The following is a 14865-nucleotide window of genomic DNA, read 5'->3' on the forward strand; positions in this document are numbered from 1 at the left end:
CCGGCCCGGGAGTTGGGCGTGACATGAGTGAACTCGTGGACCGTACGATCGCCGTCCTCCGCGCCGAGCACGACCGGCTCGCCGGACTCGTGCGCACCCGCACCGACGACCAGCTCGCCGCGACCGGCGGCGCCGCGGAGTGGACCGTGGCCCAGGTCCTTTCCCGCCTGGGCAGCGGCGCGGAGATCGGCCGCGCGCCCATCGCGCGGGCGCTCGGCGAAACCGTGCCGGCCGAAGACAACCCGACGATCTGGGCGCGCTGGGACGCGTCCGCGCCGCGCGTGCAGGCCGAGGGCTTCCTGGAGCACAACGGCCGCTGGCTGGAAACGGTCGAGGCGCTCACGTCCGAGCAGCGTTCGTCGCTCACCGTCGACCTCGGCTTCCTGCCGGAGCCGGTGCCGCTGCTGACCGCGCTGGGCATGCGGCTCAGCGAGGTGGCCAACCACTCGTGGGACGTGCGCGTGGCGTTCGACCCGGACGCCGGGGTGGACGCCGGCTCGGCGGCGGTGCTCGTGGAGCTGCTGACCGGGCCGCTGGGCTTCATGCTGGGCTTCCTCGCGAAGCCGGCGGAACTCGCGCAGCCGGTGTCCGTCGCCGTCCCGGGCGCGGGCCTGGTGATCGACGACGCCGTGACGGTGGTGCCACGGGTGGAGTCGCCGTCCGCGACGTTCACCGGGCCGGCGGAGGCGTTCGTCCGGCTGCTCAGCGGGCGGCTCAAGCCACCGTACGAGGGCGGCGTCACGGTCGAAGGTAGCGTCACGCTCGACGAGCTGCGCCGGGTGTTTCCCGGCTTCTGACCGGGTTCGGCCGTTCGGCCGTTCGGCGTAACCTCGCCCGACCGGGAACCGGCGGCTCGCCGCGCGCGTCAGCATGGGACGAACGAGACGGTGGGGAGAGGTGGCTGGCGACAGTGCCGGAGGGGAATCCGCTGGTCGCGGAGGCGAAGCAGGATCCGAACGGGCCGGGTCCGTTGACGGCGGGCAACGGGGACTACGGCTGGGCGGGCGGGATCGGGATCGCCGAGTCGTCGATGGACGCGTTCAACGGCATCAAGGACGGCGATTGGGTGTCCGGTGGGCTGGGGATGCTCAGCCTGGCGGGCGAGATCGCCGGGGCGGCGGTGGATCCGTTCGGGTACCTGATGTCGTCGGTGGCGTCGTTCTTGATGGAGCACGTGCAGCCGTTGAAGGACATGCTGGATTCGGTGGCGGGCAATCCGCCGGTGATCCAGTCGTACGCGGACACGTGGGGGAACGTGTCGAAGGCGTTGGCCGAGCGGAAGACGGATTTCGACAACGCGGTGAAGAACGGCACCACCGGGTGGAGTGGTGAGGGCGCGGAGGCGTACCGGAAGTTCGCGGCGGAGCACAGTGAGGCGCTCTCGGGTGCGGCGACGGTGGCGGGCGCGATCAGCACGGTGACGATGATCATGGGCCAGGTCGTGTCGTTCGTGCGCGAGACGGTGCGGCAGCTGATCGCGGACCTGGTGGGGAAGCTGATTTCGTGGGTGATGGAGGAGGTGTTTTCCCTCGGCTTCGGCACGCCGGTGGTGGTGGCCCAGGCGTCGGCGGCCATCGCCAAGTGGGGGAAGAAGATCGGTGACCTGCTGAAGAAGCTGACGGACACGATCCGCAAGGTGTCGCCGCTGTTGTCGAAGCTGGTGGACGTCTTCGAGAAGATCGCGAAGGTGTTCGGCAAGGTGCTGGGCAAGGTCAGCGGGCTGGACGGGTTGCACGTGAAGGAGGGCGGGTTCGTCCGGAAGATCCCCAAGGGGGAGGGCGGCGGGGTGCACGCCCGCGCCCATGGCGGGGAGGGTGCAGGCGGGGAGCGTTCCCACGGCGGGGAGCCGGAGGACGGCTCGTCGGGGGCCCGGTCGAGCGATGGTGACGCGCCCGAAGGCGCACCCTCACGTGCCGCGGATGACGCGCCTTCCGGTGCCGGGGACAGTTCACCTTCCCACGCCGGGGAAGGTGCGCCCTCGCGCGCCGGAGAGAGCGCGCCGTCGCGTGCCGGGGACAGCAGTCCCGCCCGCAGCGGGGACGACACTCCCGCCCACGCCGGGGACGGTGCCCCTGCGCACACAGCGGACTCCAGCGGTTCCCACGCAACGAACAGCAGCCCGTCCCGCGCTGCCGACTCCGGTCCCTCGCACGTGGCTGAGTCCGGTCCTTCGCGTGCTGCGGACTCCGGTCCCTCGCACGTGGCTGAGTCCGGTCCTTCGCGCGCCGCGGACTCCAGTCCGTCGCACGTGGCTGAGTCCGGTCCTTCGCGCGCCGCGGACTCCAGTCCGTCGCCGACTCGCGCTGGCGACAGCGCACCCTCCCACGCGGCCGACAGTGCTCCCAGCCGCGCCGGGGACAGCGCGCCTTCGCGTGCCGCAGACAGCCCGGCTACTCGCGCCGGGGACGGCACACCCTCACACGCCACGGACAGCACGCCCACCCGCTCCGGCGATGGCGCGCCCGCCCATGCGGCCGACAGTGCGGCCGCCCGCGCCGGCGACAGCGTGCCTTCGCGCGTAGCGGAGTCCGGCCCCGCGCCCACCCGCGCCGGAGATTCCGGCCCGGGCCCGGGTGGTGGCTCGCCGGGGCATGGCGATGGTGGCGGTCCGGCGCACTCGGCACCGTCCGGGCGGGCCGATGCCCCCGGCCTTCACGCGGACGGCGAAACACCCAGCAGCGCCGCACCCCCGCGCACCGACGGGGCCACCACCGCCAGCGGCACCGCCCCTGCCGCGCCACGGACCGGCGAGCCGGGCACGTTCCCGGCGCCGCGCGGCGCCGACGTCCCCCCGCAGGGCGGCGCCCCGATGATGGGCGGCGGCATGCCACCCGGCGGCACCCCCGCCGGCGGAGGCCTCGGCGGCGGCACCCCACGCACCGGCGGCGGCGCCAGCCGGACCGGCACGCCCGGCGCCCACGCACCGGACACTCCCGGCCGCCCCCGCACCCCCGACACACCCAGCCGCACCGGTGCGTCCGACGGGCGACCCCGCACCGGCGGGCCGGAGACGCCGCGACCGCGCACGCCGGACGCCCCGGCTCCCGCCGCCCGCGGCGGCTACGGGCCGGCGGGCTCCACTCATGCTCCCGACACCCGGCCCGGAGGCCACGGCCCCGGTACCCGGCCCGGCGGTCCCGGGCACACCGGGCCCGGCCGTCCCCACGGCACCGACAGCCCGCACGAAAGCGGCGTCCACAACAACGGCCCGCACGAAAGCGGGGCCCACAACAACGGCCCGCACAGCAACGGCCCGCACCGCAACACGCCCCGCGAAGACGCCGCGCACGAAAACGGCCCGCGCAGCAACACACCCCGCGAAGACGCCGCGCACGAAAACGGCCCGCACAGCAACACACCCCGCGAAAACGCCCCGCACGAAAACGCGCCCCACGACAACCCGTCCCACGAGCACACCCACCACGACCCCGAACCCCTGACCCCCGACGAAATCAACACCCGCCACGCCGAAAGCACCCCCTCCGGCAGCTCCTACCACGCCGGCGACCCCGACATGGGCGACCTGCCCCACCGCGTCCACCCGGACCCCGACGGGCGCTACACCGTTGACGTCCACGTCACCCCCGATGGCCACGCCCGCATCGGCGACCGCCTCTACACCCCCGAACAATTCGCCGACATCCTCCGCCGCAACGCCGACTACGACGGCCGGCCCATCCGGCTCATCGGCTGCGACGCCGGTTCCAACGACTTCGCCCACCGGCTCTCCCGGGAGCTGAACACCGAAGTCATGGCCCCGACGAAGCCGGCGTGGACCGACTCGCACGGCCGGGTCTTCTCCTCCGACTACGAGATCGGCCCGGACGGCAAGATGCGCCCCCGCATCCCGCCCGACGGCGAATGGGCCGTGCACCGCCCGGACGGCAGCACCCACGCCGCCGGTGAGCACGGCTTCGCTCCCGGGACCGATCACCACGACGTCGACGCCGGCAGTGCCCGGCACCGCGGTGACGACGACAACCCCCGGCAGCGCGACGCCCCGCCGCCCGATGCCGATCCCGACAACCCGCGCCGGCGCCACGCTCCGCCGCCCGACGCCGATCCCGACGCCCAGCCGCGGGTGCCCAAAGACCGGAACCCGCTTTCGCAGCGGCAGGAACAGGAACTCACCGATCCGCAGCGGCAGCTGGAAACCCGCCGCAACCCGCAGCACGGCGCCGACTTCGCGCCCGCCGGCGGCGAGCACGTCCCGATGGGGCCCGGCAGCACGCACCCCGACGCGCCGCGCCCGCCGCACCCGCACGAGCGGTTCCCGACCGACCAGAAGCTGCTGCCCCACCGCTCTTACCAGGTCGTCGACAGCCAGGGACGCCCGCGCGGGACCTACCACACCGACGCGAGCGGCCGGGTCACCCACATCGACACGGCTCACCCGAACGTGCCGCCGCGGATCAAGGTCAAGGGGCAGCCCGGGTACCAGCCGAACCCCGCCTACCACCCCAACCCCGACGTCCTGCGGCCGCACGCGAACACGACCTACCGGGTCGAGATCGACGGCCACCACCAGACCTTCCAGACCGACGCCGACGGCGTGCCGCACCCGTCGGTGCGGTTCCACCGGCCCGACTTCGAAGGCGACCCGGTCACCATCGACCGGACGCACCCGAGCGCGCCCCCGCCCGGCAAGTCGTTCGCCGAAGGCGGTCCCTACGAGCCGCACACCCGCTACGAGGTCACCGGCAAGGACGGTGTCCCGCGCGGCACCTTCTACACCGACGCGGAGGGGCACGTCCGCTGGGCCGACGTCGAGTCGGGCCGGATCGGCCGCACCAACCCGGACTGGAAGGCGATCAACGACCCGCGGCTGGTGCCGCCCGGCGCCGAAGTCCGCGTGCGCCAGCGGATCGACCCGGGCGCCCCGGTGCCGGACGTCGAAAACCCGGAGCGGTTCCGCGGTGCCCGGCGCCACGACGTCAAGCTGGCCAAGGACGAGTCCTTCCTGGACTCCGTGCCGAAGAACGCGGACGGGCGGCCGAAGCTCGAGCCGAACTCCAAGTACGTCGTGGAAAGCGACTACGGCACGAAGAAGAAGGCCGATCCGCACGCCCGGTCGGTTTTCTGGACCGACGAGCACGGCAACGTCGCGGTGGTCGAGACGTTCCGCCCGCACAACCCGGAGCTGAACAACCCGTCGCCGAACATGGTCTACCGCGTCGACGACGGCCGGTTCGAGTACCAGACCGGGCCCGGCTCGCACGGCGACACCGACACGGTGCACGGCCGGTCGAACAACCCGGCGCTGGCCGACAGCGGCGAGCTGCCCCGGCGCGACCCGAAGGCGCAGGAGCTGTCCGGGCAGCAAGGGCCGGGCGGGGTCTACGACGGCGGGCACATCGCGGGCAACCAGTTCCGCGGCCCCGGCGAGCTGCTCAACATGCTCGCGCAGTGGCGTCCGCAGAACCAGGGCTGGAAGGTGGTCGGGCGCGGGGACAGCTGGCTCGGGTTCGAGATGGACCTGGCCGATCACCTGCGCAAGGGCGGCCGGATCGAAGGGATCGACGTGTTCCCGTTGCGCCACGACGGTGATCCGGTGCCGCACACGATCCAGGTACGCTGGGTCGAACTGGACGCGGCCGGCAGGCCCATCGTCCACCTGCGAAGCTTCGGCAACATCGTGCCGGCGACATGAGGGAAACGGCCGTGATGACAAGGGAAAGGACCGGCAGGCATGCCTCGTGACTCGTCGCAGTGGCGGGAGCGGTCGTACGAGATCGGGTCCGCGCTGGCCGACGCCGCGCCCGCGGGGTGGCGGCGGATCGACCTGCGCTGCCGGGTGAACGTCGACGTCCAGGACTACACGCTGACGGTCGTGTCGGAAGACGGCGACCAGCTCGCGATGCCGCTTCCGGAGGCGGTCGCGCCTGCCGTGCAGGCCATCCGCGAGGCCTACCACCAGCCGGACGACGGCACCTGGTTTTCGATGCGGTACCTGCTCGACCCGCCGGGCCGGTTCCACCTCGCCTTCAACCTGGACTGGGATCCCGGGTGGGGGGCCGGGCTGGCCCCGGCGAGCTGGGCGCGCGACCTGAAGGTGTACCCGCGGCGCCCGGAGCACGTCCGGCCGTGGCTGCGGGCCAAGCTCGCCGAGGCCGGGGAGCCGGTCCCGGACGACGTGCCGTTCGCGCGGCCGGAGCCGCCGCTGGATCCGGAGGGCCAGAACTGGTACTGGCAGCAGATCGCCAACCTGGTCGTGCTGGCCGTGCCCGCCGACTGGCAGCAGGTGCTGCTCACCTACCGGGCGGCCGGCGACCACGCGGAGCTGCCGGTCATGATCCGCCGCGCCAGCGACGGCGGCCTCACGCTGTGGGAGCCCCCGGAGGAGGTCGCCGAGCTGCTGGCCGCGCTGCGGGCCGGCATGTACCGGCCGGGCCGCGGCACGTGGTTCCAGGTGGCCGCGCACATCGGGCTCGATTCGAGCGCGGAGTACCACTACACGTGGGACGACGAACCGGCCTGGGACGAGCCGCGGCCCGCGGCGGAGTTCCCCCGCGAGCTGGCCACGTTCCCGCGGGATCCGGAGCGCACGCCGGACTGGCTGGGCACGGCGGCGCCGGATCCCGCGGCCGCGACGGCGCAGGCGCTGCGCACGGCCGAAGACGCCGCGGCCGAGCTGGAGCTTTCGCCCGCCCGGTACCGCATCGGCGAGGCCGCCGACGGGGCGTGGTGCCTGGTGGAGGAGCAGGGCCGGTGGGCGGTCTTCCAGGCGGCCGCGGGGGACCGCCGGGACGAAGCCACGTTCGCCACGGCGGCCGAGGCGGTGCGGTACTTCGTCGGGCACCTGTACCTGAACCGCGCGGAATTCCGCGACGAGCTGCCGCCCGACGCCGGCCGCCCGACGGCGGACTGGCCCATCCAGCCGGTGGGCGGCGACGTCGGGCTCCAGATGTACGGCGGGAAACGGCTGGTCACCCTGCCGCCGGGCACGGAGATGGACCGCTACGGCGACCCGTCCGGCAACACGCTCTACGCGGCGCGCACGGAATGGCCGTACCGCTCCGAACCGGACGAGATCCGCGCGTTGCCGCTGCACGTCTACCGGCTGCGCCGCCCGGTCCGCGCGCTGACCGGCACCGCGATCGCGTGGTACGACCAGCCGGGCGGCGGAACGGTGTACGTCCTGGAGCGCCCGGTGGCGGACCTGCTGGCGGACGGGACGCTCGAAGAGCTCCCGCAGGCGACGACCCGGCCGCCGGCGTAGCGCGGCGGATTTCCGGTAACGCCGGACGGGCGGATCGTCGGCGCTCTACGGTGTGCGCATGTACGTGACGCCGCCGACGCCGCCCGTCACGCGTCCTGGTGCGGCGCCGGTCTGGTGGCAGGTGTTCGGACCCGCGTTCGCCGCGCTGATCGGGCTGTTCATGCTGACCGTGCTCTACCGGTTCGACGGCATGTCCGACATCCAGCGCGACCTCGGCCTGTCCAGCCAGGCCGTGCTGCTGTCCGGGCTGGTCGCCTACCTGGCCGGGGCGGCGCTCGCCGCGCCGGCCGGGCTGCTGCTCGGCGCCCGTTTCCCCACCGGGATGGCGATCCCCGCGATCGGCTTCCTGCTGCTGGGTGCCGTGCTCACCGCCTTCGCCGACGCGGGCGCCCTGCTGCTGGCCGGCCGCGCCCTGTCCGGGCTGGGCACGGGCGCCGCCGCCGGCGCGACGGTCGCCGTGATCCTCAGGCTGCGGGAACGGCGTGGCGTCATCGCCGGCGTGGCCGCCGCGCTCGCCGTGCTCGCCCTGGTGCTCGCACCGGTCATCGGCCGGGTGATCTCCGATGCGGCCGGGTTCCGGTGATCCAGCTGATCGCGATCCCGTTCCTGCTCCTCGCGCTCGTCGTCAGCGGTGTCATCGGCCTGGTCCGGCTCACCGCGGCCAAGCGCCCGGTGCCGCCCGTCCCGTACCCGCCGGCCGGTCCCGGGCCCACCGGCGACCCGTGGCGATCGGCAGGCGGCTGACCCTCACGCGAGCAGCGGGACGACGTCGCGGATGATCCGCTCGGCGTCGTCGGGCAGCACCGCCGGGCGCAGCCGGGCACCCGCCAGCCCGTGCTCGTCGCGCCAGCGCGCCAGGACCTCGGCGAGCCGGACCGGGGAGCCGGTGAAGACACCCGTGTCCGTCGTCCACCGCGCGCCGGCCGTGCGGTCCAGCTCGGCGTGCCGGTCGCGGGCGTGCTCGTCGGTGTCGCCCAGGATCACCGCGAGGTCGGCGTACACCTCGGTCGCGGTGGCGTCCGGGGTCAGCTTCTCGATCTCGCGGAACGCCGGCAGCACCACCGAAAGCGGCTGGTCGCCGGTCGGCGTGACGAACACCCGGTCGGCGACCGCGGCGGCGAGCCGGTAGGGCTCGACGGCGTGGTGGGCGAGCGCGGCCACCGGCGGCACGGAGAACACCGGGACGTTCAGCGGCCCGGCGGCCGGTGCCGGCCCGGGCAGCGCCCCGACCCGGGACGGCTGCCAGAACGTGTCTCCCGAGCCGAGACCGTCGGCGGGGAACGTCGTCCAGAGATCACGCACGCTCCGGACGAAGGTTTCCGCGTCACGGAACAAGTCCCGCAGGCGGCGTGCGATCCGCGTCGGGACGTAGATGTCGTCCGGCCGCAATTCGGGCGTGGGTGTCCCGCCGACCGCCGTGGCGTCCCGCGCGTTCGCCGACACCTGGGGACGCCACACCACCCGGCCCGGCCCGATCGCCGACAGTGAGGCGAGCTGGGTGGCGACGTGGAACGGGTTGGCGTGCGTGACGTTCCGCGTGACCACGACCTCCTCGACGTCGGAGGCCGACAGCAGGACCGCCGCGGCCACCACCGGGTCCAACCGGCCGCGGACGCGGCTTTCCGCGTCTGCGGGGACGGCGCCGAACTGTTCGGTCTGGGCCGTCAAGCCGTCTTCGAGCGTGACGAAGCCGATGCCGCCGGCGGCGCTCGCCCGGCCCCAGTCGGCCCAGTACCGGCCGCTGAACAGGGTGGCGGGCTCGGTCACCGGCGACCGTCGCCAGGCCGCCGGATGCCACCCCGCTCCGTCGAGCGCGAGGCCGATGCGGAACGGGCGGGCCGGATTCGTCGTCATGGGCCGATTACAGGACCTTCACACCAGTGTGAGGGTCAACCGTTCCCGTCAGGCGGGCGGGAGGACGACGACCTTGCCGTGCACCGTGCCTTCGGCGGCCCGGGCGTGCAGCGCCGCCAGCTCGGCCAGCGGCACCCGCTCCGCGACGTCGACGCGCAGCTCGCCGCGGTCGGCCAGCTCCACCAGCTTCGCCAGCTGGCGGGCGTCGCTGCGGACGAACAGGTCGATGCCGCGCACGCCGCGTTCCTCGTCGGACGGCGCCGGCATCCACACCGTGGTGTTCACGACGGCCCCGCCGGGACGCACCAGCGTGACCAGCGCGGCCAGTTCGGCCGGGTCGACCGGCGCGAGGTTGAGCACCAGGTCGACCGGCTCGGTCACCGCCGCGGTCACGCCGGTCGTGGTGTGGTCGACGACCTCGTCGGCGCCGGCCGCCCGCACCGCCTCGGCGCTGCGGGGGCTCGCGGTGGCGACGACGTGGGCACCGGCGCCCTTGGCGAGCTGCACGGCGTAGCCGCCGACCGCGCCACCCGCGCCGTTGACCAGCACGCGTTGCCCGGCGGTCAGCTTCCCGTGGTCGAACAACGCCTGGTACGCGGTGAGGCCCACCACCGGCAGCGCGGCGGCGTCGGCCGGCGGGACGCTCCGCGGTGCCGCGGTCAGCACCTCGGCCGGTGCGAGGACGTACTGCGCGGCGGCGCCGGGCTTGTCCATCGGCAGGAAGCCGATCACCCGGTCGCCGGCCGCGAAGCCGTCGACGCCTTCGCCGAGCGCGTCGACCGTGCCGGCGACGTCGAGGCCGGGAGTGTGGGGAAGCTCGACGGGGATCGGGCCCTGCATGAAGCCGCCGCGGATGTTTCCGTCGACGGAGTTGAACGACGTCGCGGCCACACGGATCCGGACCTGGCCGGCCGCGGGGACGGGCGGCTCGACGTCTTCGTAGCGCAGGACGCCGGGATCGCCGTACTCGTGGAAGCGCACTGCCTTCATGGGAACGCTCGCTTTCGATGTCGTGCTGCTTCGAATTTGAAGCAACTGAGGTCACGCTACAGCTGCTTCAAATTCGAAGCAAGTGAGCTGCGACACGCTTCTTTGAATTCGAAGCAGTAGGCTGCGGGCATGCCTGACTCGCCGCCGTCGCTCGATGCCGTGCAGCTCGGTGCCTACTTCGACCTCATCGAGGTGACCAGCCTGCTCCGGCACGCGGTCGAGCAGCAGCTGCGCGAGGCGGGCGATCTCAGCTACGTGCAGTTCCAGCTGCTGGCCCGGCTCGGGGACTCGCCGACGGGCAGCCACCGGATGACCGACCTGGCCGACGGCGTGGTCTACAGCCGCAGCGGCCTGACCTACCAGGCGGGGCTGCTCGAGAAGACCGGCCTGGTCGTGCGGGCGCCTTCGGCGGACGACGAGCGGGGCATCACGGTCACCATCACCGACGCCGGGCGCGCGCTGCTCGCGCGGGTGCTGCCCGGGCACATCGAGGTGGTCAAGGGCCTGCTGTTCGAGCCGCTCTCGCGCGACGACGTCAAGGCGCTCGCCACCCTGCTGGCGCCGGTGCGCGAGCACATGCGCTCGACGCCGCCTCGGTCGGCGGCGCCGCGGCGCCGCAAAGACCGAGGCTGACGACGGCGGTCAGGGCGTCCAGGGGCCGATGCGGTCCAGGCGGCGGCGCTGCTGCTGCGCGGCGGCGGCGTCGAGCCCCTCGCCGCGGGCGGTGAGACGGCCGGCGACCGCGGCGCGGTGCTCGACCGGCTTGTGGTCGTCGTACTTGAACTTGGCCAGCACCTCGGTGACGGCCAGCCGGAGCCCGCGGATGCCGGGCAGCATCCGGCCGTAGGGCGGCTCGCCCACGGTCACCGGCGCGTGGTCGCCGCCGGGCTGGAAGTGGGCGAGCTGGCGGCGCAGGAGCTCGGCCTTGGCCGCCGGGTCGTCGACGATCTCCGCCCGGCAGGTGAACTGGACGGCCGCGTAGTAGCTGGTGGGGACGCCGTCGGTGGCCGGGGTGCCGGCCTTCGCGCGCCAGGTGCCGGGAACGAAGGCGTAGTCGCCGATGACCGTGAGGACGACGTGCGGGTCGCGCTCGATCGCCGCCCACACCGGGTTGGGCCGGGCGAGGTGGACCAGCAGGTGGCGGCCGTCGGCCACGAAATGGGTCGGGACGACCGCGGGTGGCCTGCCGGGCAGCCCGTTGACGCTCAGCTGCCCGAAGTCGTGCCCCTCGGCGAGCCACGTCTGCCATTCGGCGTCGTCCAGGCCGGCGTCCCAGGGCTGGACCCACATGCGGTGCTCCTCGCCGTCGGTTTATCGGAACGACTGTACGGTACATTGTACCGACCAAGACGGAGGAGCGGGATGGTCGAGACGGCGGCGGCGCTGCGGACGGTCGCGCACAACGTCCGGGCCGCCCGCACCCGCGCGGGCCTGACCCTCGACGAGCTCAGCCGGCGCGCCCGGGTCAGCAAGGGGGCGCTGGTGGGCCTGGAGAAGGCCCAGGGCAACCCCAACCTCGCCACGCTCGTCCGCCTCGCGGACACGCTCGGCGTCTCGGTGTCCGCCCTGCTGCAGGGGCCGCCCGAAGGCCGGGTGCGGATCGTCGCCGCGTCCGCCGCCGCTCCACTGTGGACGGGTGAGCAGGGGAGCGAAGCCCGGCTCGTCCTGACGACCGCCGGCCCGGCACCCGCCGAGGTCTGGCGCTGGCGCCTGGAGCCGGGCGAGGAGTACCCCAGCCACCCGCACCAGGCCGGCGTGGTGGAGACCCTCAGCGTCACGGCCGGGCGGATGGTGCTGGTGGTCGACGGCGCCGAGTACGCCGTCGAAGCGGGGCAGACGGCCACGTTCGACGGCGACGCCCCGCACGCCTACCGCGGCGCGGGCACCGCGTCCTGCGACTTCGTCATGACGGTCCACCTCCCGCCGGGACCCGCTCCGGCGGGCTGAGCGCGTTCCGTCCGCGGCGACGGATTTCCGGGGGCCCGGGTGTCTCTACTCGGACGACAACCCGCGCCCGCGCCTGGAGGTGCCGATGACGGTCCCCGGAATCGAAGAATTCACCGAGCTCACCGGCCGCTACCGGCCCGAGCTGCTCGCGCACTGCTACCGCATGCTCGGCTCGCCGCACGAGGCCGAAGACCTCGTCCAGGAGACCTACCTGCGGGCCTGGCGCTACTACGACCGGTTCGAGGGCCGGTCGTCGGTCCGCCTCTGGCTCTACCAGATCGCGACCAGCGTCTGCCTGAACGCGATCCGGACGCGGAAGCGCCGTCCGCTGCCGTCGGGGCTGGGCGCCCCGGCCGAAACCGCCACCGGCACGCTCGCTCCGGCCGGTCCGGACGTCCCGTGGCGGCAACCGGCTCCGGACAGCCTGTTCACCGGCTCGACCGGCGGCCCCGCCACCGTCGTGGCCCGGCGTGACGGGCTGAGACTCGCGTTCGTCGCCGCGCTGCAGCACCTTTCCGCCCGGCAGCGCGCGGTGCTGATCCTGCGGGACGTCCTCGGCTGGAGCGCGAACGAGGTCGCCGAGATCCTGGACACCACCGGCACGGCCGTGCACAGCGCCCTGCAGCGCGCCCGCAGCCGGCTCGCGGACGTCAGCCCGAGCGAGGACGACCTCGCCGAGCCGCCGGCCCCCGAGCTGCGGAAGCTGCTCGACCGATACGTGTCGGCGTTCGAACGCGCCGACGTCGCCGCGCTCGCCGGCCTGCTCAGGCTCGACGTCGAACTGGAGATGCCGCCGGTGCCCACGTGGTTCACCGGCCGGGCCGCGGTCACCGAGTTCCTCGCCGGCGCGGTGCTGCACACCCCGGGCAGCCTGCGCCTGATCCCCGCTCGCGCCAACGCGTCGCCGGCCTTCGCGGTGTACGCCCGCGCCGACGACGGCAGCTTCCGGCCCTACGGCGTCCAGGTGCTGTCCCTGATCGGCGGCCGCGTCGCCCGCGTTTCCGCCTTCATCGACCCCGGCCTGGTCACGGTGTTCGGGCTGCCGGACAGTCTCGGCGCGCGTCCCGCCGGCCGGGCCTAGCGGCCCTTCCTGTTCCTTCCGAAAAAACCGAAAGAGGAGATCACACCATGGTGGAAATCGCGGGCAAGACCGTTCTGGTGACCGGCGCCAACCGGGGCATCGGACGCGCCTTGGTCGACGAAGCGGTGAGCCGGGGAGCGGCGCGGGTCTATGCCGCGTCCCGCACACCTCTCGGCTATTCCGGTCCGGCCATCACGCCCCTGACATTGGACGTCACGGACGCGGAACAGATCCGCACCGCGGCCGACGCCGTCGAATCCCTCGACATCCTCGTCAACAACGCCGGCATCGCGGCGTACGACGACTTGACCGACCGCGCCGTGATCGACCGGCACCTGGCGGTCAACGTTTTCGGGTTGTACGACGTCACGCGGGCTTTCCTGCCGCTGCTGACCCGGACGGGCGGTGCCGTGGTGAACAACCTTTCGGTGAACGCCTTCGCGCCCCTGCCGCTGATTCCGGCCTATTCGATCTCGAAGGCGGCGGCGTTTTCCCTCACGCAGTCGTGGCGGTCGATCCTGGCGCGCCAAGGCGTGCGCGTGCACGCCGTCCTCACCGGAATCGTGGACACCGACATGTCCCGCGGGGTGGACCTGCCCAAGGCGGCACCGGAATCCGTCGCGCGGAGCGTTTTCGACGGCGTCGAAAAAGGTGAGGACGACATCTTCCCCGACCCCATGGCCGCCACCCAGGCCGAAAGCTGGCTCGGCGGGGCGGCGAAGGAACTCGAACGGCAGTACGCGGCCGTCGCCGAAGGCGTGTGGCGGCAAGGGTGACGACCGCCGTCACGGCCGGTATTCGGCGGCGGCCGACCGAAGAGCCTGCACGAGCCCGGCGGGCGCCGACCGGGTGACCAGCGTCGTGGGCACGGTGATCGCCGGGTCCGGGCGCCGGAAGGCCACCCGGCGGGCCGGGGTGTGCGCGGCGACGTCGGCGTAGACCAGCGTCCAGCACCGCCCGCCGGCGACGGGCCCGGCCAGGAGGTCCTGCAGGTTCGTGAACGGCGGACCGGTGAGTGGCCGGAATCCCGCCCGGACACAGGCATCGGCGATCAGCCGCGCGACCCCGGCCGCCGTGCCGGCCGGGGCCAGCGCCGCCGGCAGGTCGGCGAGGACGGCCAGCGGCACCACGGACTCGGCCGCCGCGGGATGGCTCGCGGGCAACGCCACGACCAGATCGGCGTCCCACAACGGAAGCACGGACAGGCCGTCCGTGTCGCGCGGGGCCCGCACGAAGGCCGCGTCGAGGTCACCCCGGCGGACCGCGTCGAGCTTGTCGCCGGTGTTCGCGGCGCTGAGGTCGACGCGCGCTTCGGGATGCCGTTCGGCGAGGACCGCCAGGATGCCTTCGAGGTGCCGGCCCAGGCCTTCGCTGGTCCCGACGCGCAGCGTCCGCCGCTCGCCCGCCGCGAGATCGGCGGCGGCGCCGCGGGCCGCGGTCACGGCGGCGAGCACGGATCGGGCGTGCGGCAGGAAAGCGGCGCCCGCGCCGGTCAGTTCCACCTGGCGGGGACGGCGGTCGAACAGGATGAGGCCCAGCTCGCGTTCCAGCCGCTTGACCTGCTGGCTGATCGCGGACTGGACGATGTGCAACGTCTCGGCGGCGCGGGCGAAGCCGCCTTCGTCGACCACCGCGACGAAGTATTCCAGCTGCCGGAGCTCCACCCGCGGTCCTTTCCGTCCTATCGCGATCCAAGATAGCTGGCGTCGCGTTCCGGTCCTGGTTCGCGGCCGGGGCACCGGCTTGACTTCGAGGCAAACAACGGTGAACGAAG

The 14865-nt window shown here is 73.6% G+C and carries 13 protein-coding genes; 9 read left to right on the forward strand and 4 right to left on the reverse strand.

Annotation, left to right across the window (positions count from 1 at the left end; genetic code table 11):
• The first annotated feature begins 23 nt into the window (after nt 1-23).
• From BT341_RS22625 to BT341_RS46620, 5 genes are all read left to right on the forward strand, one after another.
• Entirely contained in the window at nt 24-797 is a 774-nt protein-coding gene (locus BT341_RS22625; protein ID WP_072478186.1) for a maleylpyruvate isomerase family mycothiol-dependent enzyme, read from the forward strand.
• 113 nt (nt 798-910) lie between these two features.
• Nucleotides 911-5650: a DNA/RNA non-specific endonuclease gene (locus BT341_RS22630; RefSeq protein WP_072478187.1), complete on the forward strand. Its 4740-nt coding sequence runs from the start codon at nt 911-913 to the stop codon at nt 5648-5650.
• 39 nt (nt 5651-5689) lie between these two features.
• Nucleotides 5690-7219 carry a TNT domain-containing protein gene (locus BT341_RS22635; protein ID WP_072478188.1) on the forward strand — a complete coding sequence of 510 codons (1530 nt, stop codon included), beginning with the start codon at nt 5690-5692 and terminating at the stop codon, nt 7217-7219.
• A gap of 58 nt (nt 7220-7277) precedes the next feature.
• Nucleotides 7278-7802, forward strand: coding sequence for a multidrug transporter (locus BT341_RS22640; RefSeq protein ID WP_072478189.1), 525 nt, complete (start codon nt 7278-7280; stop codon nt 7800-7802).
• Nucleotides 7799-7963, forward strand: coding sequence for a hypothetical protein (locus tag BT341_RS46620; RefSeq protein WP_245805066.1), 165 nt, complete (start codon nt 7799-7801; stop codon nt 7961-7963). Before BT341_RS22640 ends, BT341_RS46620 begins: the two co-directional genes overlap by 4 nt.
• Before the next feature lie 3 nt (nt 7964-7966).
• Here the strand turns inward: BT341_RS46620 and BT341_RS22645 are convergent, their stop codons facing one another.
• Complete coding sequence (locus tag BT341_RS22645) at nt 7967-9073, reverse strand: LLM class flavin-dependent oxidoreductase (protein WP_072478190.1); 1107 nt, start codon at nt 9071-9073, stop codon at nt 7967-7969.
• 48 nt (nt 9074-9121) lie between these two features.
• Nucleotides 9122-10063, reverse strand: a complete 942-nt coding sequence (locus BT341_RS22650; protein ID WP_072478191.1) for an NADP-dependent oxidoreductase — start codon at nt 10061-10063, stop codon at nt 9122-9124.
• A gap of 129 nt (nt 10064-10192) precedes the next feature.
• Between BT341_RS22650 and BT341_RS22655 the strand changes: the two genes are divergently transcribed.
• Nucleotides 10193-10696: a MarR family winged helix-turn-helix transcriptional regulator gene (locus BT341_RS22655; RefSeq protein WP_072478192.1), complete on the forward strand. Its 504-nt coding sequence runs from the start codon at nt 10193-10195 to the stop codon at nt 10694-10696.
• Between the two features lie 9 nt (nt 10697-10705).
• Here BT341_RS22655 and BT341_RS22660 read toward each other — a convergent pair whose 3' ends face one another.
• Nucleotides 10706-11353, reverse strand: coding sequence for an FMN-binding negative transcriptional regulator (locus tag BT341_RS22660; RefSeq protein ID WP_072478193.1), 648 nt, complete (start codon nt 11351-11353; stop codon nt 10706-10708).
• A gap of 72 nt (nt 11354-11425) precedes the next feature.
• On the opposite strand from BT341_RS22660, the gene BT341_RS22665 reads away from it, so the two are divergent.
• The 3 genes from BT341_RS22665 (at nt 11426) to BT341_RS22675 (ending at nt 13867) form a co-directional block, all read left to right on the forward strand.
• Entirely contained in the window at nt 11426-12010 is a 585-nt protein-coding gene (locus tag BT341_RS22665) for a helix-turn-helix domain-containing protein (RefSeq protein ID WP_072478194.1), read from the forward strand.
• Nucleotides 12011-12095: 85 nt separating this feature from the next.
• On the forward strand, nt 12096-13091 hold the full coding sequence (locus BT341_RS22670; protein ID WP_072478195.1) for a sigma-70 family RNA polymerase sigma factor: 996 nt from the start codon (nt 12096-12098) through the stop codon (nt 13089-13091).
• A gap of 47 nt (nt 13092-13138) precedes the next feature.
• On the forward strand, nt 13139-13867 hold the full coding sequence (locus BT341_RS22675; RefSeq protein WP_084742969.1) for an SDR family NAD(P)-dependent oxidoreductase: 729 nt from the start codon (nt 13139-13141) through the stop codon (nt 13865-13867).
• A gap of 9 nt (nt 13868-13876) precedes the next feature.
• On the opposite strand, the gene BT341_RS22680 is transcribed toward BT341_RS22675, so the two are convergent.
• Nucleotides 13877-14755 carry a LysR family transcriptional regulator gene (locus tag BT341_RS22680; protein ID WP_072478196.1) on the reverse strand — a complete coding sequence of 293 codons (879 nt, stop codon included), beginning with the start codon at nt 14753-14755 and terminating at the stop codon, nt 13877-13879.
• Nucleotides 14756-14865: the final 110 nt, after the last annotated feature.

This window comes from Amycolatopsis australiensis (assembly GCF_900119165.1).
Lineage (GTDB): Bacteria > Actinomycetota > Actinomycetes > Mycobacteriales > Pseudonocardiaceae > Amycolatopsis > Amycolatopsis australiensis.